Source organism: Rikenella sp., assembly GCF_056799795.1.
The window spans coordinates 82,899-109,008 of sequence record NZ_JBQIQO010000001.1; the positions used below are offsets into that span (position 1 = coordinate 82,899).

Consider the following 26,110-nt stretch of genomic DNA (forward strand, 5'->3'; position numbering starts at 1 on the left):
ATGAAAAAAATGCTTTTTATCGCTTCGGCACTCCTGATGATCGGTGCCGGGAGCGCATGGGCCCAGGGAACAGACCTCGACAAACAGATTCCGTATGTCGAAATCAGCAGTTCGGCCGATACGGCGGTGATGCCCAATAAGTTCCGCATCGCAATCGGCATTTCGGAGGCACCGAGCAAAGGGAAGACCACCATCGCCGAGCTGGAACGGTCGTTGGCCACGGCGCTCGACGCTGCCGGAGTGGACATCAAAAAACAACTGGTCATTACCAGCCAGTCCAATGCCAGCGGCAAACGGAAAGATGTCTACCAATACAAGAACTACCTCCTGACGCTGACCGAGCCGAATCAGGTGGAAGCCGTTTTCGACGCTTTGCAGATGAACGGCATATCGAACGCCTCGTTGAGCCAGAGCACGCGCAGCGATTTGCGGGAGCTTCAGGCACAGGTTCGTGTCAAGGCGATGCGGAATGCTCAGATCACCGCATCGGAACTCGCTGCTGCGCTCGGACAGCGGATCGGCAAGGCGATCTACATTCAGTCCTACTCGTCGGCTCCGGAAGCCGGTCTCGTCATGCTGCGCAGTAAGGCTGCCGGGGTGATGACCGGAAATGCCGTTCAGGACGATGCCATGTCGAACCTCCGGTTCAACGACGTGCGGGTGAACCAGAATGTCACAGTACGCTTCGTGTTGGAATAATTTAACAGATTCCACCGATTCTGTTCATCCTTTCACAAAACAGCGGGTAAATCCCGCTGTTTTTCGTATATTGCGCTCGGAAACGGAATTACGAAAAATTTTTAATAACCCTTCTATGACTTTCGACATCGAGATGATCCGGCGGCGGTATGCCACGATGCCCGACGGAGTCGATCGGGCGCGGCGGACGACCGGTCATGCCCTGACGCTGGCCGAAAAAATCCTGCTGACGCACCTCGCCGACGATACCCAGCGACCGGTTTTCCGACGCGGCGAAGACTACGTCCATTTCGCTCCGGATCGGGTGGCCATGCAGGATGCCACGGCACAGATGGCCCTGCTCCAGTTCATGAATGCCGGACGCGAGCGGGTGGCAGTGCCGACTACGGTGCACTGCGACCACCTGATTCAGGCCGACCGGGGAGCGGATGTCGATTTGGCGACTGCCCGGGAGGTCAATCGGGAGGTCTACGACTTTTTGTCATCGGTGTCGAACAAATACGGAATCGGATTCTGGCGACCGGGAGCCGGGATTATTCATCAGGTGGTGCTCGAAAACTACGCCTTTCCGGGCGGGATGATGATCGGTACGGACTCGCATACGCCGAATGCCGGCGGGCTGGGGATGATCGCCGTGGGGGTCGGCGGAGCCGATGCCGCGGATGTGATGGCCGGAATGGCGTGGGAGTTGAAGATGCCGCGCATTATCGGCGTGCGGCTGACAGGGCGGCTGGGCGGCTGGACATCGCCGAAAGATGTGATTCTGAAGCTGGCAGGCATCCTGACCGTCAAAGGAGGGACGAATGCCATTATCGAATACTTCGGGCCGGGGACGGAGACCATCTCGGCGACCGGGAAAGCCACGATCTGCAACATGGGCGCGGAGGTGGGAGCGACGACCTCGCTCTTTCCGTACGACGCACGGATGGGCGACTACCTGCGGGCGACCGGGCGGAGCGACGTGGCCGAGCTGGCCGACGGAGTGGCTGCAAGTTGTTTGCAAGCGGACGCTACGGTGCTGGAGCATCCGGAACGGTACTACGACCGGGTGATCGAGATCGATCTTTCGACGCTGGAACCGTACATCAACGGGCCGTTCACGCCGGATGCGGCGGCACCGATCTCGGAATTCGTGCGTATGGCTCGCGAAAAGGGCTATCCGGAACGGATGGAGGTCGGACTGATCGGCTCGTGCACCGACTCCTCTTACGAAGACATGACCCGGGCGGCGTCGGTGGCGCGACAAGCGGCGGAGAAAGGTTTGACCGTTCAGGCCCAATACATCGTGACGCCGGGATCGGAGCAGGTGCGCTACACGGCGGAGCGGGACGGACTGTTGCGCGATTTCGAAGCGATCGGCGGCATCGTCATGGCGAATGCGTGCGGGGCCTGCATCGGGCAGTGGAAACGGCATACGGACGATTCGACACGGGCGAATTCGATCGTCACCAGTTTCAACCGGAACTTCGCGGCGCGGAACGACGGAAATCCGAAAACCCATGCTTTTATCGCCTCGCCGGAGGTGGTGACGGCTATGACGATTGCGGGACGCATTACCTTCAACCCGCTGACCGACACGATACCCGACAAGGAGGGAAAGGCAGTGCGGCTGGATGCGCCGACGGGCCGGGAGCTGCCGGCCGCAGGATTTGCAGTGGACGACCCGGGTTATCAGGCACCGGCGGCGGACGGGACGGATGTGACGGTGGTTATCGCGCCGGATTCTCAACGGCTGCAACGGCTGGAGCCGTTCGCGGCATGGAACGGAGAAGATTTCGAGGGGCTGCGACTGCTGATCAAAACGCGGGGAAAGTGTACCACTGACCATATCTCGATGGCCGGGCCCTGGCTCAGGTTTCGCGGGCACCTCGAAAACATTTCGGACAACTTATTGATGGGGGCGACCAACGCTTTCGCGACGGAGGGACGGGATGCGGTGAACTGCGTATTGAATCCGACTCTACCGGGGCAGACATACGACAAGGTATCGGCCGTAGCGAAGGACTATAAGGCCAAGGGGGTGGGAAGCATCGTGGTGGCGCAGGAAAACTACGGCGAGGGTTCGTCGCGGGAGCATGCGGCGATGGAGCCTCGGTTTTTGGGGGTAAAAGCGGTGCTGGCGCAGTCGTTCGCCCGGATCCACGAGACCAACCTCAAGAAACAGGGCATTCTGGCCTTGACTTTCGCCCATAAGGCGGACTGGGAGAAGGTACGGGAAGACGATACGATTTCGATACTCGGCCTGAAAGACTTTGCACCGGGGGTTCCGATGACCGTCGTGTTGCAACACGCGGACGGGACTACCGAAAGTTTCGAGGCCGAACATACTTATAACGAGCTGCAAATCGCCTGGTTCCGGGCGGGGAGCGCACTCAACTTACTGAGCAAAAAAACGAACGCATAATGAATAAAATCACCATCAGCAACGGAGTTTTGGAGGTGCCGGACAAACCGGTCATTCCTTTTATCGAGGGGGACGGCATCGGAGTGGATATCTGGCCGGCGACGCGGCGAATAGTCGACGCGGCGGTCGCGGCTTGTTACGGCGGGCAACGGCAGATCGAGTGGCGGGAGGTGCTGGCTGGTCAAAAGGCGTTTGACCAAACGGGCGAATGGCTCCCGGCTGAGACGCTGGAGATTTTTCGAGAGTACCTCGTGGGGATCAAAGGGCCGCTGACCACGCCGATCGGCGGAGGGATTCGGTCGTTGAACGTCGCTTTGCGACAAGAACTCGATTTGTACGTCTGCCAGCGCCCGACCCGTTATTTCCAGGGAGTCGTGACACCGCTCAAGCGACCGCAGGATGTCGACATGGTGATTTTCCGGGAGAATACGGAGGATATTTACGCCGGAATCGAATGGCAGACGGGAACGCCGGAGGCGATCAGGTTGCGGGAATTTCTGATCAACGAGATGGGGGTTCGGAAGATTCGCTTTCCGGAGAGTTCGTCGTTCGGCATCAAACCGGTCTCCCGGGAGGGGACGGAACGGCTCGTGCGGGCGGCGATTCGGTATGCGATCGACCATCGCCTGCCGTCAGTGACTTTGGTGCACAAGGGGAATATCATGAAGTTCACCGAGGGTTCCTTCAAGAATTGGGGGTACGAGTTGGCGGAACGGGAGTTCGGCGGACAGACCTTCACTTGGGCCGAGTGGGAACGGATTAAGAAAGCGGAAGGGGAAGAGGCTGCGAATACGGCTCAGACGGTGGCTGTGAACGCGGGCAAAGTCATTATCAAAGATGCCATTGCCGACGCTTTCCTACAGTGGACGCTGCTCAAGCCGCGGGAGTTCTCGGTGATCGCCACACTCAATTTGAACGGGGACTATATTTCAGATCAGCTGGCCGCCATGGTCGGCGGCATCGGGATTGCGCCGGGGGCCAACATCAACTACACCACGGGACATGCCATTTTCGAGGCCACGCACGGGACGGCGCCGATCCATGCTGGGAAGAACAAGGCCAACCCCTGCTCGCTCCTGCTCTCGGCGGTCATGATGCTCCAATACATGGGATGGGCGGAGGCCGGAGAGGCTATTATACGGGCGATGGAGAGCGCGTTCGTCGAGGGAAAAGCGACCTACGATCTGGTTCGTTTTATGGAGAACGGCACCCGGCTCTCGACCAGCGAATTTGCCGATCTGTTGATCGCGAAAATTAACGACAAAGGAGATGAATAAAGACTATCTGATATACAAGCTCTCGGAAACCGTCAAGGAGACTTCGCGGATCGAAAACGACCTCTTCAAATGCTTCGGCGTGAAACGCGGGCTGCGGAATGAGGATCACTCGGGGGTGCTGGTCGGCTTGACCAACATCGGCGACGTGGTGGGCTACGAACGGCTGGCCGACGGCAAAGGCCTGAAAGCCATTCCCGGCAAACTGCTCTACCGGGGGATCGACGTGGCGGATCTCGTGCACGGCGTACAGGCCGAACAACGGCTGGGGTATGAAGAGACGGCATTTTTGCTGCTCTCGGGCTACCTGCCGGACAGGGAGGAGCTGGACACCTTCACCAACCTGCTGAACGAACAGATGGTCTTGCGCCATGCGACGAAGATGAACATCCTGCAACTCTACGGGAACGACATCATGAACATTCTGGCGCGGTCGGTGCTGGTGCTCTACGCTTTCGACGAGAATCCGGACGATACCTCGCGCGACAATCTGGTGCGCCAGTCGGTTGACCTGATCGCGAAGTTTCCGTCGATCATCGCTTATGCCTACCATACGATGAACCACAACAAAAACGGCGGATCGCTGCACATCCGGATTCCGAAGCCGGGATTTTCGCTGGCCGAAAACTTCATCTACATGATGAAGGGGTCGAAGGGATATACACCGCTGGATGTCAAAGTATTGGATTTGTGCCTGATTCTGCATGCGGAACACGGCGGGGGGAACAACTCGACCTTCACGACGCGGGTGACCAGCTCGTCGGGGACGGACACCTACTCTTCGATCGCAGCAGCGATCGGTTCGCTGAAAGGGCCGTTGCACGGGGGAGCCAATTTGCAGGTCATCGACATGTTCACCCACTTGCGCGAGGTGATCTCGGACTGGACGGACGAGGCGGAGATCAAGGCTTACCTGATGCGGATGCTGCGCAAGGAGGTGTACGACAAGAAGGGATTGATTTACGGGATCGGACATGCGGTCTACACGATTTCCGATCCGCGAGCCCTGCTGCTCAAGGAGATGGCGCGTTCGCTGGCCCAGGAGAAGGGACGGGAGAAGGAGTTCGCTTTTCTCGAATCCGTCGAACGGCTAGCCGTGGAGAGCTTCATGGAGTTCAAAGGCAACTCGGTGAACAAAAAGGTGTGCGCCAATGTGGACTTCTATTCGGGCTTCGTGTACGACATGATCGGATTGCCGCGGGAGGTCTACACCCCGTTGTTCGCCATGTCGCGTATCGCCGGATGGGTGGCACACCGGACAGAGGAGCTGAATTTCGACAGTCGGCGCATTATCCGGCCGGCCTATAAGAATGTCGCACCGGCGACGGAATACAGTCCGTTGGAGAAACGGTAATTTCGCGGGTCTCGCACCCTGCAAAATGCAGCGCGGCTCTTCCCATAACGGAAAGAGCCGCGCTTCGTTTCTCTGCACCTCCCTACACCAGCCGCGCCAACATATTCTTCACATTGTTCGCAATCCGCTCCTCCGTAGCCGGTTCCACATCGCGGTCGAACTTCTCGCCCGTAATGTGTTCGTACAGTTCGATATACCGTTCGCTCACGCTATCCACGAACGCGTCCGTCAGCTCCGGCATCACATCCCCCTCGCGCCCCTGGAACCCGTGTTCCATCAGCCATTCGCGAACGAACTCTTTGGAGAGCTGCCGCTGTTGCTCGCCCCGGTCGAACCGTTCCTGATAGCCGTCGGCATAGAAATAACGCGAGCTGTCCGGCGTGTGCACCTCGTCGATCAGATAAATCTCGCCGTCTTTCTTGCCGAACTCGTACTTCGTATCCACGAGGATCAAACCGTGTTGAGCCGCAATCTCCGTCCCGCGTTCGAAGAGCTGCATGGCATATTTTTCGAGCACCGCATAATCCTCCGCCGAAACCAGTCCCCGGGCAATAATATCCTCTTTCGAAATATTCTCGTCATGAAGCCCCAGCTCCGCTTTCGTAGTCGGCGTGATAATGGGTTTCTCGAATTTCTGGTGTTCGCGCATCCCCTCCGGCAGCGGCACTCCGCAGATCGACCGGGCCCCGGCCTTGTAATCCCGCCACGAACTCCCCGTCAAATAACCCCGGACGATCATCTCCACGGCAAACGGCTGGCATTTGTACCCCACCGTCACCATCGGATCGGGCGAAGCGATCTTCCAGTTCGGACAAATATCGGTCGTCGCGTCCAACGCCTTGGCCGCAATCTGGTTCAACACCTGCCCCTTGAACGGAATCCCTTTCGGAAGCACCACGTCGAACGCCGAAATGCGGTCGGTAACGACCATGGCCAAATATTTGTCGTCGATGTCGTACACATCGCGCACTTTGCCTTCGTACAAAGATTTCTGACCGTCGAAGTGCAGATCGGTCTTTACCAATGCTTTCGCCATTTTTATGACTATGTGAAATTTAGTATGTGTCTCTTATCGCATCAATCCCGCGGCGCCCCGTGTTTCTCGAACGCCTGCACGATGTGTTTGACCAATTCGTGCCGCACGATATCCTGCTTGTCGAACTCCACGACCCCGATTCCCTTGATTCCGCGCAGCATTCCGATGGCAGGCATCAGCCCCGAATCTCCCTGATGGGGCAAATCGACCTGCGTGACATCTCCGGTCACGATAAATTTCGCATTGCGCCCCATCCGGGTCAGAAACATCTTGATCTGCGACAACAGGGTGTTCTGCGCCTCGTCCAGAATCACGAAGGCGTTGTCCAGCGTCCGTCCGCGCATATAGGCCAGCGGCGCAATCTGCACAATCCCCTCGGCCATATAGTCCTGCAACTTTTTCGGGGGAATCATGTCGTTCAGGGCGTCATACAGCGGCTGCAAGTAAGGATCGAGTTTCTCCTTCATATCCCCCGGCAAAAAGCCCAGCTTCTCGCCCGCCTCCACCGCCGGACGGGTCAGGATAATCCGCCGCACCTCCTTATTTTTCAAGGCACGCACCGCCAACGCGATCGCCGTATAGGTTTTCCCGCTCCCCGCCGGCCCGACGGCGAACAGGAGGTCGTTTTTCGCATACAGCTCCACCAACTTCCGCTGGTTGGTCGTCCGGGCACGAACGATATTTCCGTTGTTCCCATAGACGATGACATCCTCCGTCCCCGCCGCCGTATCGCCCTCTCCCGCCACAGGACGCCGATCGACTGTCGGCACATCGAAAATCTGATCCAGCACCTCCGGCGAAAGATGCCCATAGCGCCGAAAATAGGCGACCAACTGCGCAAACCGCTCTTCGAAACGGACGATCTGCTCCTCCGACCCCAGTAACTTCAACGTCCCGCCCCGCGCCACGATTTTCAATTCGGGGAACTTTCCCACCAGACGATGGAAATTGACATCCGCCGCCCCGTAAAAATCCGCCGGGTCGATCGTTCCGTCGAGGTCTATGATCTTTTCGCCCATAAAACCAGAAAAAGCTCTATTTCAGAATCATATAGCCGATCGAAATCGCCACTTTCTGCTCCTTGACCTTCAGCCCGGAGATATAATCTTCCGCTCCCCGTTGCTGATTGGCGATTTTCGAGAAGTTGCCGCAATACCGCGCATCGATGGTCAATCGCCCGAGATCGACCCCGACACCCGCCTGATAGCCCATCACGAAGTTATCGAGTCGCGGAGCCACTTTCGTCTCTTTCAATCCGACGTTCATCACCTCGTCCATCGGAAAACGGAACGACGGCCCGGCCATCAGCCGCACGATCGAAAATTTCCATCCCACCAGAACCGGCACTTCGATCCAGTTGGAGCGTACTTTCAGTTTATCGTTCGTAATAGTTCCGTCCGCTGCTTTCGTTTCGACCGGGAACGATCCGCTGGTACGGCTGTAGACCACCTCCGGCTGGATCAGGAAGCCCAGCGGAAGCCGCACCCGCGCCTGGAGCCCGATTTCGAACCCCGGCTTGGTGCTGCTTTCGGAATAACGATCCCGATCGGCCGACGAAAAGGTGTACTTCAAATCCGAGCTATTGATCAACAGGCCGCCTTTCACCCCGAACTGTACGGGCGATGCGGCACGCACGCCGCTCAGCGCAGCCACGCAAAAACAGATAGAGAGCAATGTTTTCTTCATCATGCGAAATAAAAATAACGGGGCAAATATACTCCAATTTTTCGCTTACAGCAACGGGCTGAAAAGTCGTGCCACCGACTCCTTGAGCATCTCGCCCCGCGGACGGGTCGCCCAGTGTTTTCGGGTCAGTTTCACACACCCTTCCAGATCCTGTAGGAACCGTCGCTCGATCTGATCCGTCACCCGCGAGTCGTAAATCATGGCCGTCACCTCGAAATTGTCCTCGAAACTCCGATTGTCCATATTGGCCGTCCCGATCGAGCTGAAGTGGTCGTCGATGGTCATGATTTTGCTGTGGTTGAACCCTTCGGTATAAAGATATACCTTGATCCGCGCCTCCAGCAGCTCGGCGATGTACGACCGCGAAGCCCAATAGACGATCTTGCTGTCCGAGCGCGACGGCAGCATGATCCGCACGTCGATACCGCTCAGGGCCGCCACTTTCAAAGCGGTCAGCAGCGATTCGCCGGGCATGAAGTACGGGGTTGAGATGTAGATATGATCCGTCGCCTTGTTGATAGCGGCGAAGTAGGCCTGCATAATCGTCGCCCAATCCGAGTCCGGCCCCGAGGTGGCGATCTGCACCGCCGTCTCTCCGGCGTTCATTCCCGCCGGCGAGAGATACTTCTCCTTGTCCCGCAGCTGAATGCCGGTGGCGAAATACCAGTCCGTGAGGAAGGTCAGTTGCAACATGTGTACCGCCGCCCCCTCGATCTTCAGGTGGGTGTCGCGCCACGGGCCGTATTTGGTGCCGTGCAGATAGCGGTCGGCGATATTCAACCCGCCGGTGTACCCCACCCGACCGTCGATCACCACGATTTTACGGTGGTTTCGGTAGTTGATTTTGCTGGTCAGCCACGGAAAGACGACCGGCATGAAACAGTGAATCTGTATCCCCGCCTCGCGCAGCGAACGGATAAAGCGCCGCTTGAGGTTCCAGCTCCCTACGTCGTCGTAAATGAACCGCACCTCCACCCCGCTCCGGGCCTTCGCTTTCAGAATCTCGACGATTTCGCCCCCCAATTCGTCGTTTTCGAAGATATAGTATTCCAGATGGATCGATGATTCGGCCCGTCGCAAGGCATCGATCAGCGATGAAAAGGTCTCCTCGCCGTCGTTCAACACCTCCAGCCGATTGTCGGTCGTCAACAGCGATTTGTTGTTATTGAGCAACAGCGTGATGATTTCCCGGTTCGCCGCTACCACCGGATTGGAAAAGTTGTCCATCTCGCGCAGCTGCCTATAGCTCAGGTGTTCGAACTGCTTGAGGTCTTTGATCTCCTTGCGGTTGAAGATTTTCTGTTTGCGATAGTCCTGGCCGAAAAAGACGAAGAGGCCGATGCCGACAAACGGCAGAAGAATCACCACGGCGATCCACGACAAAGCCCGAATCGGATCGCGCCGCTCGTGCAACACGGTGAATACCGTCGCGATAACCAGCAAAAAGTAGGATACCAGTAACGCGTATATGAGGATACTCCACCAGTCCATGCTGGCTAAATTAGCAAATTTTCCGCCAAATCGTTCGATTCGGACAAAATCTGCTCCCTCGACAGCGGTACGGTGAACAATTTTGCCCGATATTTGCAGAAGAAAGAGGCAAAGAATTCTTCTTCTCGAGAGTTCGGCACTTTAATTATATATTTCGAAAAAAGAACCAAACGATATGAATCAGGCATTGAACGTCCTGCTGCGCGCCGCCATCGCCGCTGCGGCCAGCGACCGCGAAAAATTCGTCGATCGGGTCAGCGGACTGATCGAAGACAAAGTCGGCACCTCCCCCAAAACCGCCCAGAAGGTAGCGGGCGGAATCGACCAGCTGGTGGACATGCTCGACCAGCAACTCTTTTTCCAACAACTCACGTCCGATCATCGGACGGCCGACGGCGAACTGGAAAAAAAGATCGACCGGCTGACGGCCGCTATCGATAAACTCAATGCGAATCTGGAAAAACTCTCCGATCGATGAAACCGACCAATCTCTACGTAGGCTACCTGAAAATCAAGCGGGCCGGCGAAATCACCGGAATCATCATCGGACAGGGTTTCGACGAGCTCATCGCCCGTTCCTGGATCGGGCGACGCATCCGCAAACGGCGCATCCGGAAGTCGAAACCGGTCTATACGACCGAAGAGCGGCTGCGGCTGACGATCGAGGACCTCGGGCCGACCTACATCAAGTTCGGTCAGATTCTGGCCGACAGACCGGACGTCGTGTCGGAACGGTTTCGGAGCGAGTTGAAAAAATTGCAGTCCCGCGCCCTGCCGTTCGACGACCGACAGGCCCGCAGCCTGATCGAAGACGAATTGGGGGTGCCGATCGAGAAGGTGTTCGCCACGTTCGACGACACCTGTATGGCTTCGGCTTCGATCGGACAGGTCTACGGCGCGACGCTGACGGACGGGACACCGGTGATCGTCAAGATACGGCGTCCGAAAATCGAGCAGAAGATCAAGCTCGACCTCTACCTCATGCGTTTTCTGGCGGCCAAACTGGCCAAGAACTATCCGGAAATGGCCGCGCTCGACATCGTCGGCGTGGTGGACGAATTCGGAGAGAGTATCCTGCACGAGCTGGACTACAACTATGAGGCGGCCAATATCCTCCGCTTCCGGCAGATGTTCGAAAACGACCTGACAGTCTACATTCCGAAAGTCTATACGGAATATACGACCCGCCGACTGCTCGTCATGGAGCGGGTGACGGGTATCACGCCGGACGATCCGATGGTGCTGAAAGCCAACGGACTGGATACGCAACAGATTGCATTGAACGGAGCGAATGCCCTTCTGACGATGATTCTGCGCCACGGGTTTTTCCACGCCGATCCGCATGCGGGCAACATCTTTATCCTGCCGAACAATGTTATCGCATTCATCGACTTCGGGATGGTCGGGGCGCTGACACCACGGGACATGGATTTTCTGGCCAACATTTCGATCGGCTTCGTGCGGCGCGACCCGGCTACGGTGGCGGATGCCTTGATCTCGTTGTGCAACGTGCGCTTCTTCAAAAAACGCGACGAACTGATATTCAGCCTCCAGCAGATGATCGCACAGTACAGCCACGTCGCGATCGAAAAGCTCGATTATGCGGCGATGATCCAGCAGTGCATCAACCTGATTACGAAATTTTCGCTTCAGATACCGGGCGGTATCTTTATGCTGGTCAAGTCTTTAGCAACCATTCAAAAAGTGGCCGAAAAGCTGGATCCGGACATTCCGTTCACGCCGTTGATTGCGCCGTATGCCAAGGATGTCATTATGAATCGCTTCTCGCCCCGCAAGCTGGCCGGAGAGCTGTATCAGACCTTGAAAAACTATGCCAGTCTGGCCTCCAACCTGCCGAACGACATCAGTGAAATCCTCTATAAGCTGAAACAGGGAGAGATACGCCACAACATCCGCTTCGAAAACAGCGAGATGTTACAGAAGGCGGTGCGGAACGTCGGGTTCAGGATGGCCTACGCCTTGATCCTCGTCGGATTGTTCATCGGCTCGGTCTTGCTGATCAATACGCGCTCCGACTTAGGATATGCGAAGTTCCTGCTCTGTGCCTCTTCGATATTGATTTTTATTCTGATTTTCAAGTGGATGTTCCGAAGGAAATAAACTGTCGCTTTATATTCTGAAGAACAATCCGAGGATAACGAACACGGCGTATGCGATACTCGCTACGCCGTTTGTTATACCGAACATCGCCCCGATCCGCGACAGATCGTCCGGACGCACGACGAGATGCTGATAGAGCAATAATGCAAGAAAAATCGCCGCTCCGATGCAATACAAAATTCCTCCCCCCAAGCTAAATCCCACCACCGCCACCATCGCCGCGGTAACCGCATGCAGCAAAACACTGACCCACAACGCTCCCCGCACACCTAACGCTGCCGGAATCGAGTGCAATCGCTGCGAACGGTCGAAATCCACATCCTGCAACGCATAAATAATATCGAAGCCCGTGACCCATGTCAATACCAGAATGGACAACCATACGGGAACAATCGACAAAGTCCCCGTCACGGCGATATACGCCCCGCACGGCGCCATCGCCAGCCCCAACCCCAACACCGCATGACACAACGCCGTAAATCGCTTGGTATAGCTATACCCGAGCACCACCAGCAACACCACCGGTGAAAGCCAGAGAGTCAATCGATTAAACGTCGCGGCAACGACTATAAAAGCCGCCGCATTGAGAATCACAAACCACCCCGCCGCCCTTGCACTGATCTTTCCGGCCGGAATCTCCCGCTTCGCTGTTCGTTCATTCCGGGCATCAAAGCGCCTGTCCACCAGCCTGTTGAACCCCATCGCCGCATTCCGGGCAAAGACCATGCAGGCCAATATTCCCACCAAAATCCAAAAATCGAAACCCCTTTCCAACACCCCCAAAACATAGCCGATCAACGCAAACGGCAACGCAAACGCCGTATGTGCGAATTTCACCAAAGAGAAGTAATGCTTCAGGTTTCCCATCCGGATAGACTAAAAATGAATCAAATAAGGTTTTAAAAAATCCACCAGCCTCCCCACATCGCGCGACGGATTCGCCACCACCACATTGGCCTGCTCATAATAGGCCTCCCGCACCGCCAAGGTGTCGGAAACATACTGCAAAAGCTCCTCCGGCGACTTGCCCGCCAAAAGCGGACGACAAACTTTCGCCGCAGCCAACCGATTGGCCAGCATTGCCGGAGCCAATTTCAAATAAACCGTCACCCCGCCGGCATTCATCGCCTCCATATTCCCGTTAAAACACGGCGTTCCACCTCCGGTAGAGATGACAGCATCTCGCTTATTGGCGAGAATCTCCTGCAAATAAACACGCTCCAACTCCCGAAACCGCTCCTCTCCCCGCGTCGCGAAAATTTCCCCGATCGTCAGCCCCTCTCCCGCCTCGATCGCCTTGTCGAGATCGATAAAATCGTACCCCAACCGACTCGCTAGCGGTCGCCCGAGCGTCGTCTTTCCGCTCCCCATAAAACCGATCAGGAAAATCAACATCTCTCAAAAATGACAATTAAAACAGTTCCAGTTGATTATCCTCTCCAAGAGAAACGGATTCTTCACCCTCTACCTCCACATCGGTGACCGTAGTTGCGACGGACTCCATCGCAGCAGCATCCGTTTCCGGCTCTTTCCGTAAAGGCTCCAACCAAACCACCTCGGCCAAAGTCAGGTTCGAAAGCCGCTTTCCCTTCGCCCGATGGCTCTTCACGCCGATAAATTCATCGGCATCCACCACCTCCGGAGAGCGCTCGTTGTACTTGCCGCCATATTGCAGCTTCACCACCGGATATTTATCGCCATTCAACGTAACGAACTCGTTTTCAGGCTCGACAAACTGCTGCGGACGCTGATCGCACTGCTCCGCCTGGAAGCGTTTGATGTAGTGCAATCCCTGCTCTCGATCGATATACACCACCGTATAGATCTTCTCCGGATCGTACTTTTCGACAAAAAGCAGATTCTCAGGGAAATGCTGCCCCAGATCGTAATTGGAGGTATAATACTGCGCATCTTTGGTAAAGACCACCAACCGGTCGTCGCCCACGAATTCACCCAACAACTCGCCGCGCTCCTCCGTATTGAGGCGGTTGATATCGTGGTCGAACCAGACATTCTGGCCCCCCAAAGTCGAAGCGCCCCGCTCTTTCATGACAATCTTGTGGATCGCATAGCGCGAAAAGAGATTCCCCTGCGACTGCCGTCCCTTAATCACCAAATCGCCGAAATTGAGGTCGGTAATCAACTTCTTCAGCCGCGGCCGCGGTTTGAAATAGATTTTCAAAGTCTCCGCCTCTCCGTTCGGATTGACGCTCATATAGAGCACCTCGCTCCCCGCTTCCCCTTTCGTGATGTCGTACTCGCGATCGCGCGTAATTCCCTTGATGGCGCACCGTTTCATCATAATCGCTCCCTTCAGCCCATCCCGATAGAGCACATTGTAGATCGTCCGATCGTCGTTCCGCTTGAACACCCCGATGTAGAGGATGTTCTTGCTGAAAAACGCCTTCTCCGACACTTTGGTAATCACGTACTTACCTTGCTTATTGAAGATAATCACGTCGTCGATGTCCGAGCAGTCGCACACGAACTCCTCTTTCTTCATCCCGGCTCCGATCCCATAGAAACCTTCCGCCCGATTGACATACAGTTTGGCATTGGCCACCACCACCTTAGCCGCTTCGATCGTATCGAAACTCCGAATCTCGGTCTTCCGCTCCCGCCCCTTGCCATGCTTCTTCAAAATATTTTGATAATACGCAATTGTATAATCCGTTATCGTCGCCAAGTGATGTTCCACTTCAGCAATTTCCGCCTCGATATTCCGGATCTGTTCATCGGCCCGGAAAGCATCGTATCGCGAAATCCGCTTGATCTTGATCTCCGTCAGCTTAACGATGTCCTCGCGCGTCACCTCCCGCCTCAATTGTGCCTTGAACGGCGTCAACTCGCGGTCGATCGTTTCGAGCACCCCTTCCCACGTCGTACACTCTTCGATCGAATTGTAAATCCGATTTTCGATAAAAATCCGTTCCAACGACGACATGTGCCACTCCTCGTTCAACTCGCCGAGCCGGATTTCGAGCTCCCGTTTCAAAAGCCCCTTTGTATGTCCCACCGACCGCCGCAACATATCGCTCACCCCGATAAACAACGGCTTTTTATCCTCGATCACACAAGCGTTCGGAGAGATCGAGACTTCGCAATCCGTAAAGGCATACAGCGCGTCGATGGTCTTGTCCGGCGACACATCGCCCGACAGATGAACCACAATCTCGACATTGGCCGCCGTATTGTCGTCCACCCGCTTGATCTTGATCTTCCCTTTCTCATTGGCCTTGAGAATCGAGTCGATCACGGTCGAGGTGCTCTTCCCATACGGAATTTCACTGATTACCAGAGTCTTTTTATCCAGTTTCGTAATCCTCGCCCGCACTTTGACCGCCCCGCCGCGCATCCCGTCGTTGTACCGCGAACAGTCGATCAAACCGCCGGTCGGAAAATCGGGATAAAGCGTAAATTCCTCGCCTTTAAGATAGGCGACAGAAGCTTCTAAAAGCTCGATAAAGTTGTGCGGCAGTATCTTGGAAGCCAGCCCCACGGCAATCCCTTCGACCCCCTGCGCCAACAGCAGCGGAAACTTCACCGGCAGCGTCACCGGCTCCTGATTCCGCCCGTCGTACGACAGCATCCACTCCGTGGTCTTTGGATTGAACACCACATCCAGCGCCAGTTTCGACAATCGCGCCTCGATATACCGCGGCGCCGCCGCACTGTCCCCCGTGAGGATATTCCCCCAGTTCCCCTGCGTATCGACCAGCAAATCCTTCTGCCCCAGCTGCACCAAAGCATCCCCAATTGAGGCATCACCATGCGGGTGGAACTGCATGGTGAAACCGATGATATTGGCCACCTTATTATACCGGCCGTCGTCCATCCGCTTCATGGAGTGCAAAATCCGCCGCTGCACCGGCTTCAAGCCGTCGTCCAAGTGGGGCACGGCCCGTTCCAAGATCACATAGGATGCGTAATCCAGGAACCAGTCCTTATACATCCCCGTCAGCCGATGGGCCACCGCCTCTCCGGTCAGCCGCGCATACTTACTCCCAGCCCCCTGTTCCGCAACTTCGGAAGCTGCGGCCGCGTCTACCGGGACAATCGTTTCGTTTTCTTCTATCTCGCTCATCTATAACCCTTTTCCGTAATCTATCTTTTAAATCGCTTCAGTCAGTTCCTGTGCATTTTCCAACTCCTCGACCAAATCCTCCTCGATCTTCAGGTTGTCAATAATGAAATCCTGCCGCTCCTGCGTATTTTTCCCCATGTAGAACTCCAGCAGCTCCGAGATCGGATCTCCCTTGGTCAGCCGCACCTTTTCGAGCCGAATTCCTTCGCCGATAAACTCCTTGAACTCATCGGGAGAAATCTCCCCCAGCCCTTTGAACCGGGTGATCTCCGGATTGGCTCCCAGCTTCGCGATCGCCTGCTGCCGCTCGGTCTCGGTATAACAATACCGCGTCTCTTTCTTGTTCCGCACCCGGAACAACGGCGTCTGCAAAATATAAAGGTGCCCGCCCCGGATGATATCCGGAAAGAACTGCAAGAAGAAGGTGATCAACAACAGCCGGATGTGCATTCCGTCGACATCGGCATCCGTCGCGATAATCACCTTGTTGTACCGCAGGTTGTCCATATCCTCCTCGATGTTCAACGCCGCCTGCAAGAGGTTGAACTCCTCGTTTTCGTAGACGATTTTTTTGGTCAATCCGTAGGTATTCAACGGCTTCCCCCGCAAGCTGAACACCGCTTGCGTATTGACATCCCGACTCTTGGTGATCGACCCGCTGGCCGAGTCCCCCTCGGTGATGAAAATCGAGCTCTCCTCCGCCCGCTCGTTCTTATCTCCCAGATGAATCCGACAGTCCCGCAGCTTCTTGTTGTGCAACGAGACTTTTTTGGCAAACTCCCTCGCCTTCTTCTGAATCCCGCTGATCGCCTTTCGCTCCTTCTCCGCTTCCTGAATTTTTTTCAGCAGTATATCAGCCGTTTCCGGGTTTTTATGCAAGTAATTATCGAGGTGCTCTTTCAGGAAGTCGACCACGAAATTCCGCACCGTCGGCCCCTCCGGCCCCATCTCTTTTGACCCCAGTTTGGTCTTGGTCTGCGACTCGAAAACCGGCTCTTCGACCTTGACGCTGACGGCGGCGATAATCGAAGTCCGAATGTCCGACGCGTCGAAGTCTTTCTTATAGAACTCCCGCACGGTCTTCACCACCGCCTCGCGGAAAGCCGCCTGGTGCGTCCCTCCCTGCGTGGTATGCTGCCCGTTCACGAACGAATAGTAGGTCTCGTTGTATCCCGTCCCGTGGGTCATCGCGACTTCGATATCGTCCCCCGAGAGGTGAATCGCCGGGTAGAGAAACTCGCCTCCGACGCTCTCGTTCAGCAGATCGAGCAGCCCGTTTTTCGACACATACGGCACCCCGTTGAACTTGATGACCAAACCCGCATTGAGGTAGGTGTAGTTCCGGAGCATCGTCTCGATAAACTCGAAATTGTAGCGATAATCCCCGAACACAGTCGTGTCCGCCACGAACCGCACCCGCGTTCCGTTTTTCTCGCCGGTCGAATCGGTATGCTCCCCGACTTTAGAGCCCGCCTGGAACTCGATCGTCCTGGCCTCCCCATCCCGCGTACTGGTTATCGTAAAGGTCGAAGACAAGGCATTCACGGCCTTGATCCCCACCCCGTTAAGCCCGACCGACTTCTTGAAAGCCTTAGAGTCGTACTTCGCCCCGGTATTCATTTTCGAAGCCACCTCTTCCAGCTTCCCGAGCGGAATCCCGCGACCGTAGTCCCGAATCGTTACGGCCGCATCCTCCACCCAGATTTCGATCTGCTTCCCGAAACCCATCATGTACTCGTCCAGCGAGTTGTCGAGCACCTCTTTGATCAGGATATAGATCCCGTCGTCCGGCTGCGATCCGTCGCCGAGTTTGCCGATATACATCCCCGGTCGCCGCCGGATATGCTCTTTCCAGTCGAGCGTCCGAATATGCTCCTCCGAATAGTCGTTCACTGCCTCTTGCACTGCTGTCATCTCCTAATTTTATTCTCCTACTGATTGATCTTTCTTCCGATAATGTCGCGGCGCGATCTCCTTGTGGGTATCGCACATCAGCGTATTGAGCGTATCCCGCAGCTCCCGTGTCGAGGTGCACGAGACTTCGTTCGCGCCGATAGCCGGCAAAATCCGCACCCGAAACGTATGCGGCGCCGCAATCCCCAAATGATCGAACGCGTCGTAGGTTCCGTCGATCACCACCGGCAGGATGTCCACGCCGCTCTCCTGCGCCAGCCGCATCGCCCCCTCTTTGAAAGCGTTCACCTGCCCGGTCTTCGTCCTCGTCCCCTCGGGAAACATAATAACGCTCACTCCGCGTCGCAAATAGGCTTCGCACTTGGCCATCATCGCCTTGGCCGCCGCCGAAGCTCCCCGTTCGATCGCCACGTCACCGTGCATCCACAGCACCCAACCGAAAACCGGTATCTTATATACTTCCCGTTTCGATACCCACTTGAAATTGAACGGCAAAACGTATAAAAGCGGTATATCGAGCATCGCCTGATGGTTGGAGACCACGACATACGGACGCCCGTAAATGACATTCTCCAACCCCGTCACCTCCACTTTCCACCACGGACTGAGCCGGTAAATCATCATCGACCAGAACCGCGACACGTGGTGACACACCACCCGATCCCGGTCGAACAGGACGGTCAGCAGCCACACGGCAGAGAACACTGAAAAGATCACCACGGTGAACAAGCTCAACACGGTCAAATAATAGATCGTCCGCAAACGATTCATAATTCTATTTGTATTTTTTATCTATTCACTGCCTACAAGGAGGGTACTGTTCTTTTTCTGAAGAACCGAGCGGCGTTACTTGAGCAGAGACCGCTTGCGGGCTATGCCGAGTTAGCGCGAGGAAGCCTTCGGGCAAAAAGAACCAAAAAGACTTTCGACGGATGCTAACGCATCCTCAAGCTGCCGGCGACCCAAATCTCGGTTGGTTCGTTGGGCTGGGGTTTTCCGGCGCAGCGCGCTAATAATGGGCATAATACCTAAAGCGCGCTCGCCGAAACCCCAGCCCGACAGACTTGCAAAGAATGAGGACTGCGGAGCCTAAGGCGTAGCGTAGCTATCACGAAAGTTCTTTGCGCCGCTTTCTTACAAGAAAGCGGCAGTTCCAGCTCGTAGCCAAAGAACAGACAAAGAATTGCAAAACATTAAAATTCGGCACAGGCGATATTTCCGACCGTGATGACCAGTTTACGATCCTTATTCACTCCACCGACTCCCGGAATCACCGCGTCGATCGCCTTTCCCGGCGCCGCCGACACCCGGAAAACTCCCGAACGGAGCACCTTGCCCCCCGCCGTCAGGCGATATTCGATCGGAAAGTCCCGTAAATCGACAAACTGCATCCGATTCTCGAACCGATAAATTCCCCGGCCGTTATCCACCTGTGAAATCGCCACATTCGCAAAGATCCGCCTCAAAGCCTCGTTCCGTTCCATCGCCGGCAAATCCACCGTCCCGTCCGCCAGCGAAACCCGCCGATAGTCATCCGCCAAAAAATATTTCCCGCCCGGCACCTCTGCCTCCAGCGAAAGATCGTTCCAACGCTCCAGAAAAGCCCCCTGCAAACCCGGCTTCGTCCACCAATCCGTCACTCCGGCCGTCGTCCGCGACGGAATGAACGGCCGTCCCGACTCGTTTCGAGTCGATTCCGGATAGTCCGGACAATAGACATCCGTATTCCACTCCGCCCCCGCACCATTATAAACAATAGGCCGCGTCCGATCCTTCGCCCGGAGCATCAGGTAGCCCTGATACATATTATATCCGTTCCCCGACCGGTCGCCCAACGACCACATCACCACCGACGGGTAGTTCTTGTTGCGTTCGTACATCGCCTCGATCCGCGCCAAATACGCCTCGCGCCACGCCGGATCGTTCGTCACATTCCCCCCCTTGCTCCGCCGCGTCCCTAATCCCCAAGTGTTTATATCCGCCACATCGCAGACATAGAACCCCAACTCGTCGCACAACTGATAGAAGCTGTAAGGCATCGGATAGCCGTCCGTCCGAACGGCATTGACCCCGGCCCGTTTCATCTCCCGCAACATCGCCCGCATCAGAGTCGTATCCACGTAATTCCCCGTCGAAACCGAATGTTCCGCGAGGTTCACCCCCTTGAACATCACCGGAACACCGTTCACCAGCAACCGCTCGCCCTGCGTCTCGACCGTCCGGAACCCCACCCGGCACGCCACATATTCGGTAAACCGTCCCTCACGCTTGATGCGATAGAGAATCGTATAGAGATTCGGCTCCTCCGCCGTCCACTTCCGCACGTTCGGTATCGAGGCCGTAAAACGGACAGTATCCTCCAGCCGCATCCCCATCTCCACATCGCGGAAATCGCTGTTCACCCGCTTCCCCTCCGGATCGTACAGGTCGTAATAGACCGTCACCGAAAACGGATTGAGCAGCTGGGTTTTCAACAGCATCGCCGTCTCCAGCAGACCGTTGGTATAGCTCGGATCGAGCGTCGTCTGTACCAGATAGTCCCGCATCCGGATTTTCGGCTGAGCGAACAGGAAGATATCCCGATTGATCCCTCCCAACCGCCATCCCTCCCAATCCTCCAGATAGCTCGCCGGCGTCCACCGCGGCACCACGATCGCCACCCAGTTCCGTCCCTCGTTCACATATTTCGTGACATCGAATTCCACCGGATTCTTCGAATCGCGGCAACTGAACCCCACCTCGTTGCCATTGACAAAGACCCGCGCCCCGGCCCTGACCGCTCCGATATGCAGAAAATGCGCCTTGTCGAACAGGTCGAACTGCACCGTAAACTTCCGAATATAGACCCCCACCGCTCCGTCCGGCACGAACGGCGGCCGCACCTCTCTGGCTGAAGTCGCAAAATCGTATGCTCGGGAGGCAAAAACCGCGCTGCCCTCGCCTCCGTGTCCCGCCAGCTCCCACGCCCCGGGCAAAGTCACCCGCGGCCAGCTCTCGATCAGTTTTTCCAGCGTATCGCCGTCGCCTCCGACCTCGCCCGGCACCTCCGCCATTGAGCCGAAGAACCGGAAGCTCCACTCGCCGTTCAACCCGACGAAATATTGCGAACTGTCGAAGTCGTTTCGGAACGCATGCGCCGCACTCCGATAGCTCACGAAGACCGAGCGCGGCAACTCCTGCCCCTGCGACAAAACATACGGAGCGGGGTATCCTTTCGGTCCGGCCTGAGAGCCGTAAGCCACGGAAAACAATGCGATTACGGCAAAGAGTCGTTTCATGGGCTGACGTTTTTCTAATTGGCAAAGATAGCTTTTTTTCGGGATTCCCTTTCAATATCCGGGCCACGAACGGCACCGAAAACGACATTGCCAAAAAACCGCTATATTTGTAACCACATTAAACCGAAAAAGCATGAAAGCATACGTTTTCCCCGGCCAGGGAGCACAGTTCACCGGCATGGGCAAAGAGCTCTACGACACGGTGCCGGCCGCCAAAGAACTGTTCGAGAAGGCCAACGAAATACTCGGATTCCGCATTACGGACATCATGTTCAACGGGACGGCGGACGAGCTGAAGCAGACCAAGGTGACTCAACCGGCCGTTTTCCTCCACTCGGTGATTCTGGCCAAATCGCTGCCGGATTTCAAGCCGGAGATGACCGCAGGACACTCGCTGGGCGAATTCAGCGCACTGGTGGCGGCCGGAGCGCTGAGCGTCGAAGAGGGGCTGAAGCTGGTTTCGAAACGGGCGCAGGCGATGCAGAAGGCCTGCGAATTGCAGCCTTCGACCATGGCTGCGATCATCGGACTGCCGGACGAGGTGGTCGAAGAGGTCTGCGCTGCGATTCCGGAGGTGGTCGTGGCGGCGAACTACAACTGCCCGGGCCAGTTAGTCATCTCGGGATCGATCGAGGGGATCGACAAAGCGTGCGAACAGTTGACGGCCAAGGGGGCGAAACGCGCGCTGAAACTGAGCGTCGGCGGAGCGTTCCACTCGCCGCTGATGGAACCGGCACGGGTAGAGCTGGAAGCGGCTATCAAGGAGGCGAAATTCACGACGCCGGTGTGTCCGGTCTACCAGAATGTGGACGCGAAACCGTACACCGATCCGGAACAGATCAAAGCCAACCTGATCGCCCAGCTGACGGCGCCGGTGCGCTGGACGCAGACGGTGAAAAACATGCTCGCCGACGGCGCATCGTCGTTCACCGAGCTCGGGCCGGGGAACGTATTGGCCGGTTTGATCCGCAAGGTCGATAAAGAGGCGGTTTGCGAATCAAAGAACAGCCTCTAACCAGGATATTTATCTACCTCGTCGGTCGGTTTTTCTATATAAATTTGGAAAAACCGACCGATTTTTTATTACCTTTACCCTGAATCTGAACAATCCCATTCGAAAACCATGGAAAAGATCCTGACAATCAGCTTAGACAGTCGTTCTTTTACGATCGACGAAGCGGCGTACAATGCTTTGTCCGATTACCTGCGCCAGGTCGAGATGCGACTGGAACGACCGGAAGAGATAACCGATATCGAACGTCGGCTGGCGGACATACTGGCCGAACTGAATCCGGGTGTCGTCGATACGGACACGGTACGGATGGCGATAGACCGTTTAGGTTCGCCCGACCGGTTCGGAGCGTTGAAACCGGACACGGCATCTGCACCCAGCGAACCGAAACGGCTGTACCGCAGTCGCAAGAACCGAATGATCGCAGGCGTCTGCGGCGGTTTGGCCGAATATTTCGGGATCGACCCTATTATTGTCAGGCTGATCGCCTTGGTCTTGCTCTTCGGCGGCGGTGGGTTCCTGCTTTATGTGATCGGCTGGATCATAATCCCGCAGCGACCTATCTCTTTTACCACGAAACAGAGCAATCGATAACGGTAGTCATTACGAGATTATAAATTCCCGACATTTCCCGGGCGCATGAAAAGGTTTCTCTCACTCGACGTCTTTCGCGGCATGGTCATCCTGCTGATGATCGTTCTGAGCAATCAGACGGGAGAGGAGACCTATGCCCTGCTCTCTGCGTCGACAACGACGGGGGAGGTTGCGGAGAGGGGGATCGGCGTGGCGGGGTTGATCTTTCCATTTTTCCTCTTTATTATGGGCGGCGCGATGTGGTTCGCCACGCATCGGGAGAGCTACGGATTCGGCGAACGGCATCCGAAATCGAGGCGAGTCGGACATATCCTCTACCGGACGATCGTCCTGTTCGTTTTGGGCATCGGGCTCAACTGGCTGCCGTTTCAGGACTATTTCGTTTTCGTTCGGTTTCCGGGCGTTTTGCAACAAATCGCCGTTACCTACCTTCTGGCTTCGCTGATCGCCCTTTACCTGCCGCGGAGGCGGGCGTTGTTCGGGACGATTATCATCCTGCTGGCAGGTTACTGGTTTCTGCTCGACTCGGCGGGGACGGAGGTGGTGGCGAGGGTTGACGAAACGCTCTTCGGCTCGAACCACCTGATAAGATCGGTGTTCGACCGGGAAAACACAGACGGACTCCTGACGGCCATTCCGATGACGGCGACGATTTTGATCGGCTATCTGGCGGGCAGAACGATGGACCGGCCGAACACGATGAGCGGCGGAATCAGCATCCTGATGACCGCAGGAGTGGTCTCTTTCGGGACGGGATGGCTGTTCGGCCTGTTCGATCCGATGGACGGAGGATTGTGGACGATCAGTTACGTCTTGTTCACGTCGGGACTGGCGATGATGATCTGGAGCGCGCTCTCGTTCATCATCGAATATATGCAGGCAAAGGGGTGGTGCGAGTTTTTCACCATTGCGGGCACCAACTCGCTCTTCATCTACTGCTTCTCGACGGCAACCGCCAAACTGTTGGCTCTATGGGGAGTGACACAGGCGGTGTACGGATTCTATCGCAGCTACCACCTGCCGGATTCGGTAGCCTCGTTGATGTGGTCGCTGACGATGGTGTTGTTGTGCTGGCTCGTTACATGGCCGCTCTATCGGATGCGGATTTTTCTCGCCGCTTAAAATACCCAAGGGTCTGTCTCTGCGTTAAAAGACAGACCCTTGGGTAAATGGAAAAAGCCGGATTATTCGAACGCCTTCCGGAAAAAACTTTCCATCTTATCGAACGGGATCACCCCCACGCGGTCGTACAGATCGGTGTGGTTAGCCTCCGGAATAATCATCAACTCCTTGTTGTCCCCTTTCAATTTTTTGAAAGCATCCTCGCTGAAATAACGCGAATGGGCCTTCTCGCCGTGAACGAGCAACACGGCGCTACGGATTTCGTCGCTGTAAGCCAGTATCGACGCATTGATGAAGGCCAGCGAAGAGGTCCTGTTCCAACCGCCGTTCGAATTGAGCGAACGTACGTGGTAGCCGCGCGGCGTCTTATAGTAATCATAATAATCCTTCACGAACTGCGGCGCATCCTCCGGCAACGGATCGACCACCCCGCCCGCCAGAGCATACGAACCGTTTCGGACATCCTCCGTGCGCTGCGCATTCAACTGCCGGCGGAGTTCGTACCGGGCGTCGGCATCCATCGCATCGAAATAGCCGTTGGCCGTGCACCGGCTAATATCGTACATCGTTGAAGCCACGCTCGCTTTGATGCGGGTATCGATCGCCGCCGCATTGAGGGCAAAACCGCCCCAACCACAGATGCCGATTATCCCGATCCGCTCCGAATCCACATCATCGCGCATGATCAGATAGTCGACCGCCGCGCTGAAATCTTCGGTATTGATGTCCGGCGAGGCGACGTACCGCGGCTCTCCGCCGCTTTCGCCCGTGAACGACGGATCGAACGCAAGGGTCAGAAACCCGCGCTCGGCCATCGTCTGGGCATAGAGGCCCGAGGCCTGCTCCTTCACGGCACCGAACGGCCCGCTCACGGCGATGGCCGGCCATTTTCCCGCCGCATCTTCCGGCACATACAGATCGGCGGCAAGGGTGATGCCATACCGGTTTTTGAAGGTCACCTTACTGTGGTTCACCCGATTGCTCTGCGGGAACGTCTTGTCCCACTCCCGAGTCAGTTTCCCTGTTTCCATACTATCGTCCGTTTTTCGATTCGTTGTCCGATTCGTGCAGCCGACCCACAGAAAAAGAGCGGCTGCGACTGTCAGCATTTTTACCATAATTTTTCAGATTTCGGTTGATTCGACAGGGGCAAAATTAAAACGAAAGCCTTCCGGGAAGATTCCCGAAAGGCTCAAATTACATTGCTGAAAAGCTCAAAAACGCCTCAGACCGAAACCTCCGTCGGCGAGATGCCGTACCGCTTCTTAAAAGCGGTGGAGAAATGCGACGGATTCTTGAACCCGACCTCCGCATAGACCTCCACCACCTTTTTACCCCCCTCTTTCATCTTCGCGTAAGCCACCTCCAGCCGCTTACGAATCAGCCACTTCTCCGGCGTAAGGTCGCTGACCTTCTTGAAGTCGCGTTTAAAGGTGGCCAGACTCCGTCCCGTGTAGTGCGCCATCTCCTCCATCGTGAACTCGTACATGTAGTTTTCGTTCATGAACTCCAGGATATCGATCTTCCACGGTTCGTTGAAGTCGAAAAGCATCGGCGCGAACCGCTCGTCGATATGCAACAGCGCGAGCAGCCCCTCCTGCATTTTGAGCTGCATGAAATCGCCCTGCGGACGGACATCGGGGTCGAAATACGGGGTCATCGAAGCGAACAAGCTGGCCAGTTCCACCGTCCGGGGCAGTTTGATAACCCCCGGGTCGAGCTTCGGCGTCGCAGCCGGCACCGCCCGCTGCCCGAACCGTCCATACATCTCGCGCAGAAACTGGCGCGTAAACATCAGAAAGATGCCGCAATACCGCTCCCCGTCGCACGTCCTTTTGTACATCGTGATATGGTGGTCGCGCGGAATAAAGACGCACTCCCCTTTCCGAACCCGAATCTGCTCCCGACCGTTGTCCAGCACCATTTCGCCCGAGTAGACGTAATTCATCGCATACTCGCGCGAACGGTGCACACACCCGCCCACATCGTCGTAATAGAAGCTGAAGAAGATATCGTTATAATTGAATATCAGCTTCATCGG

21 protein-coding genes are annotated in these 26,110 nt (G+C 56.1%); 9 read left to right on the top strand and 12 right to left on the bottom strand.

The genetic code is table 11. The annotated features are described in order from the left end of the window. The 4 genes from ACTO3O_RS00370 to ACTO3O_RS00385 all read left to right on the top strand — a co-directional run bounded on the left by ACTO3O_RS00370 (nucleotide 1) and on the right by ACTO3O_RS00385 (nucleotide 5,731). Nucleotides 1-699, top strand: a complete 699-nt coding sequence (locus ACTO3O_RS00370; RefSeq protein WP_297829999.1) for an SIMPL domain-containing protein — start codon at nucleotides 1-3, stop codon at nucleotides 697-699. A 115-nt stretch (nucleotides 700-814) separates the two neighbouring features. After that, nucleotides 815-3,103 carry an aconitate hydratase gene (locus ACTO3O_RS00375; RefSeq protein WP_297830001.1) on the top strand — a complete coding sequence of 763 codons (2,289 nt, stop codon included), beginning with the start codon at nucleotides 815-817 and terminating at the stop codon, nucleotides 3,101-3,103. After that, on the top strand, nucleotides 3,103-4,380 hold the full coding sequence (gene icd, locus ACTO3O_RS00380) for an NADP-dependent isocitrate dehydrogenase (RefSeq protein WP_297830003.1): 1,278 nt from the start codon (nucleotides 3,103-3,105) through the stop codon (nucleotides 4,378-4,380). The genes ACTO3O_RS00375 and icd overlap by 1 nt, the downstream gene beginning before the upstream one ends. Further along, nucleotides 4,373-5,731 (top strand): citrate synthase, encoded by a 1,359-nt coding sequence (locus ACTO3O_RS00385; RefSeq protein WP_297830005.1) that lies wholly within the window; start codon nucleotides 4,373-4,375, stop codon nucleotides 5,729-5,731. The genes icd and ACTO3O_RS00385 overlap by 8 nt, the downstream gene beginning before the upstream one ends. An 82-nt stretch (nucleotides 5,732-5,813) precedes the next feature. On the opposite strand, the gene ACTO3O_RS00390 is transcribed toward ACTO3O_RS00385, so the two are convergent. From ACTO3O_RS00390 to cls, 4 genes are read right to left on the bottom strand one after another with little or no spacing between them, the layout of a single operon-like run. Next, complete coding sequence (locus ACTO3O_RS00390; protein WP_297830007.1) at nucleotides 5,814-6,767, bottom strand: phosphoribosylaminoimidazolesuccinocarboxamide synthase; 954 nt, start codon at nucleotides 6,765-6,767, stop codon at nucleotides 5,814-5,816. Between the two features lie 41 nt (nucleotides 6,768-6,808). Further along, nucleotides 6,809-7,786 (bottom strand): PhoH family protein, encoded by a 978-nt coding sequence (locus tag ACTO3O_RS00395; protein WP_294591202.1) that lies wholly within the window; start codon nucleotides 7,784-7,786, stop codon nucleotides 6,809-6,811. Between the two features lie 16 nt (nucleotides 7,787-7,802). After that, entirely contained in the window at nucleotides 7,803-8,441 is a 639-nt protein-coding gene (locus tag ACTO3O_RS00400; RefSeq protein ID WP_298080529.1) for a porin family protein, read from the bottom strand. Between the two features lie 57 nt (nucleotides 8,442-8,498). After that, nucleotides 8,499-9,944 carry a cardiolipin synthase gene (gene cls, locus ACTO3O_RS00405; RefSeq protein WP_294591200.1) on the bottom strand — a complete coding sequence of 482 codons (1,446 nt, stop codon included), beginning with the start codon at nucleotides 9,942-9,944 and terminating at the stop codon, nucleotides 8,499-8,501. A gap of 175 nt (nucleotides 9,945-10,119) precedes the next feature. On the opposite strand from cls, the gene ACTO3O_RS00410 reads away from it, so the two are divergent. Together ACTO3O_RS00410 and ACTO3O_RS00415 are read left to right on the top strand one after the other, a co-directional pair. Beyond that, the gene (locus ACTO3O_RS00410) at nucleotides 10,120-10,422 is read left to right on the top strand and encodes a hypothetical protein (RefSeq protein ID WP_297830012.1); all 303 of its coding nucleotides are present in this window, start codon (nucleotides 10,120-10,122) and stop codon (nucleotides 10,420-10,422) included. After that, a complete protein-coding gene (locus ACTO3O_RS00415) occupies nucleotides 10,419-12,065 on the top strand; it encodes an ABC1 kinase family protein (protein ID WP_297830014.1) in 1,647 nt (548 codons plus the stop codon). Before ACTO3O_RS00410 ends, ACTO3O_RS00415 begins: the two co-directional genes overlap by 4 nt. A 9-nt stretch (nucleotides 12,066-12,074) precedes the next feature. Here ACTO3O_RS00415 and ACTO3O_RS00420 read toward each other — a convergent pair whose 3' ends face one another. The 6 genes from ACTO3O_RS00420 to ACTO3O_RS00445 all read right to left on the bottom strand — a co-directional run bounded on the left by ACTO3O_RS00420 (nucleotide 12,075) and on the right by ACTO3O_RS00445 (nucleotide 21,341). After that, nucleotides 12,075-12,932, bottom strand: coding sequence for a UbiA-like polyprenyltransferase (locus tag ACTO3O_RS00420; RefSeq protein WP_297830016.1), 858 nt, complete (start codon nucleotides 12,930-12,932; stop codon nucleotides 12,075-12,077). A 9-nt stretch (nucleotides 12,933-12,941) separates the two neighbouring features. Beyond that, nucleotides 12,942-13,460, bottom strand: a complete 519-nt coding sequence (locus tag ACTO3O_RS00425; protein WP_297830018.1) for a shikimate kinase — start codon at nucleotides 13,458-13,460, stop codon at nucleotides 12,942-12,944. A 16-nt stretch (nucleotides 13,461-13,476) separates the two neighbouring features. Further along, a complete protein-coding gene (locus ACTO3O_RS00430) occupies nucleotides 13,477-16,149 on the bottom strand; it encodes a DNA gyrase/topoisomerase IV subunit A (protein WP_294591195.1) in 2,673 nt (890 codons plus the stop codon). A 27-nt stretch (nucleotides 16,150-16,176) separates the two neighbouring features. After that, nucleotides 16,177-18,063, bottom strand: a complete 1,887-nt coding sequence (locus ACTO3O_RS00435) for a DNA topoisomerase IV subunit B (protein WP_297624794.1) — start codon at nucleotides 18,061-18,063, stop codon at nucleotides 16,177-16,179. 9 nt (nucleotides 18,064-18,072) lie between these two features. Beyond that, nucleotides 18,073-18,834: a lysophospholipid acyltransferase family protein gene (locus ACTO3O_RS00440; RefSeq protein ID WP_297830380.1), complete on the bottom strand. Its 762-nt coding sequence runs from the start codon at nucleotides 18,832-18,834 to the stop codon at nucleotides 18,073-18,075. Between the two features lie 422 nt (nucleotides 18,835-19,256). Further along, the gene (locus ACTO3O_RS00445; RefSeq protein WP_297830382.1) at nucleotides 19,257-21,341 is read right to left on the bottom strand and encodes a glycoside hydrolase family 2 protein; all 2,085 of its coding nucleotides are present in this window, start codon (nucleotides 21,339-21,341) and stop codon (nucleotides 19,257-19,259) included. Between the two features lie 133 nt (nucleotides 21,342-21,474). Between ACTO3O_RS00445 and fabD the strand changes: the two genes are divergently transcribed. From fabD to ACTO3O_RS00460, 3 genes are all read left to right on the top strand, one after another. Then, the gene (gene fabD / locus ACTO3O_RS00450; RefSeq protein ID WP_297830384.1) at nucleotides 21,475-22,356 is read left to right on the top strand and encodes an ACP S-malonyltransferase; all 882 of its coding nucleotides are present in this window, start codon (nucleotides 21,475-21,477) and stop codon (nucleotides 22,354-22,356) included. Nucleotides 22,357-22,464: 108 nt separating this feature from the next. Then, nucleotides 22,465-22,947 carry a PspC domain-containing protein gene (locus ACTO3O_RS00455; protein WP_297830386.1) on the top strand — a complete coding sequence of 161 codons (483 nt, stop codon included), beginning with the start codon at nucleotides 22,465-22,467 and terminating at the stop codon, nucleotides 22,945-22,947. A gap of 45 nt (nucleotides 22,948-22,992) precedes the next feature. Continuing rightward, on the top strand, nucleotides 22,993-24,069 hold the full coding sequence (locus ACTO3O_RS00460; protein ID WP_297830388.1) for an acyltransferase family protein: 1,077 nt from the start codon (nucleotides 22,993-22,995) through the stop codon (nucleotides 24,067-24,069). Between the two features lie 62 nt (nucleotides 24,070-24,131). Here ACTO3O_RS00460 and ACTO3O_RS00465 read toward each other — a convergent pair whose 3' ends face one another. Together ACTO3O_RS00465 and ACTO3O_RS00470 are read right to left on the bottom strand one after the other, a co-directional pair. Next, on the bottom strand, nucleotides 24,132-25,100 hold the full coding sequence (locus tag ACTO3O_RS00465; RefSeq protein ID WP_297830390.1) for an alpha/beta hydrolase: 969 nt from the start codon (nucleotides 25,098-25,100) through the stop codon (nucleotides 24,132-24,134). A 194-nt stretch (nucleotides 25,101-25,294) separates the two neighbouring features. After that, complete coding sequence (locus tag ACTO3O_RS00470) at nucleotides 25,295-26,107, bottom strand: helix-turn-helix domain-containing protein (RefSeq protein ID WP_297830413.1); 813 nt, start codon at nucleotides 26,105-26,107, stop codon at nucleotides 25,295-25,297. Nucleotides 26,108-26,110: the final 3 nt, after the last annotated feature.

Excerpts from the sequence above, each read along its gene's own strand:
- ACTO3O_RS00370 (WP_297829999.1), top strand. The coding sequence starts at position 1 with ATGAAAAAAATGCTTTTTATCGCTTCGGCACTCCTGATGATCGGTGCC.
- ACTO3O_RS00375 (WP_297830001.1), top strand. The coding sequence starts at position 815 with ATGACTTTCGACATCGAGATGATCCGGCGGCGGTATGCCACGATGCCC.
- icd (WP_297830003.1), top strand. The coding sequence starts at position 3,103 with ATGAATAAAATCACCATCAGCAACGGAGTTTTGGAGGTGCCGGACAAA.
- ACTO3O_RS00385 (WP_297830005.1), top strand. The coding sequence starts at position 4,373 with ATGAATAAAGACTATCTGATATACAAGCTCTCGGAAACCGTCAAGGAG.
- ACTO3O_RS00390 (WP_297830007.1), bottom strand. The coding sequence starts at position 6,767 with ATGGCGAAAGCATTGGTAAAGACCGATCTGCACTTCGACGGTCAGAAA.
- ACTO3O_RS00395 (WP_294591202.1), bottom strand. The coding sequence starts at position 7,786 with ATGGGCGAAAAGATCATAGACCTCGACGGAACGATCGACCCGGCGGAT.
- cls (WP_294591200.1), bottom strand. The coding sequence starts at position 9,944 with ATGGACTGGTGGAGTATCCTCATATACGCGTTACTGGTATCCTACTTT.
- ACTO3O_RS00410 (WP_297830012.1), top strand. The coding sequence starts at position 10,120 with ATGAATCAGGCATTGAACGTCCTGCTGCGCGCCGCCATCGCCGCTGCG.
- ACTO3O_RS00415 (WP_297830014.1), top strand. The coding sequence starts at position 10,419 with ATGAAACCGACCAATCTCTACGTAGGCTACCTGAAAATCAAGCGGGCC.
- ACTO3O_RS00420 (WP_297830016.1), bottom strand. The coding sequence starts at position 12,932 with ATGGGAAACCTGAAGCATTACTTCTCTTTGGTGAAATTCGCACATACG.
- ACTO3O_RS00425 (WP_297830018.1), bottom strand. The coding sequence starts at position 13,460 with ATGTTGATTTTCCTGATCGGTTTTATGGGGAGCGGAAAGACGACGCTC.
- ACTO3O_RS00430 (WP_294591195.1), bottom strand. The coding sequence starts at position 16,149 with ATGAGCGAGATAGAAGAAAACGAAACGATTGTCCCGGTAGACGCGGCC.
- ACTO3O_RS00435 (WP_297624794.1), bottom strand. The coding sequence starts at position 18,063 with ATGACAGCAGTGCAAGAGGCAGTGAACGACTATTCGGAGGAGCATATT.
- ACTO3O_RS00440 (WP_297830380.1), bottom strand. The coding sequence starts at position 18,834 with ATGAATCGTTTGCGGACGATCTATTATTTGACCGTGTTGAGCTTGTTC.
- ACTO3O_RS00445 (WP_297830382.1), bottom strand. The coding sequence starts at position 21,341 with ATGAAACGACTCTTTGCCGTAATCGCATTGTTTTCCGTGGCTTACGGC.
- fabD (WP_297830384.1), top strand. The coding sequence starts at position 21,475 with ATGAAAGCATACGTTTTCCCCGGCCAGGGAGCACAGTTCACCGGCATG.
- ACTO3O_RS00455 (WP_297830386.1), top strand. The coding sequence starts at position 22,465 with ATGGAAAAGATCCTGACAATCAGCTTAGACAGTCGTTCTTTTACGATC.
- ACTO3O_RS00460 (WP_297830388.1), top strand. The coding sequence starts at position 22,993 with ATGAAAAGGTTTCTCTCACTCGACGTCTTTCGCGGCATGGTCATCCTG.
- ACTO3O_RS00465 (WP_297830390.1), bottom strand. The coding sequence starts at position 25,100 with ATGGAAACAGGGAAACTGACTCGGGAGTGGGACAAGACGTTCCCGCAG.
- ACTO3O_RS00470 (WP_297830413.1), bottom strand. The coding sequence starts at position 26,107 with ATGAAGCTGATATTCAATTATAACGATATCTTCTTCAGCTTCTATTAC.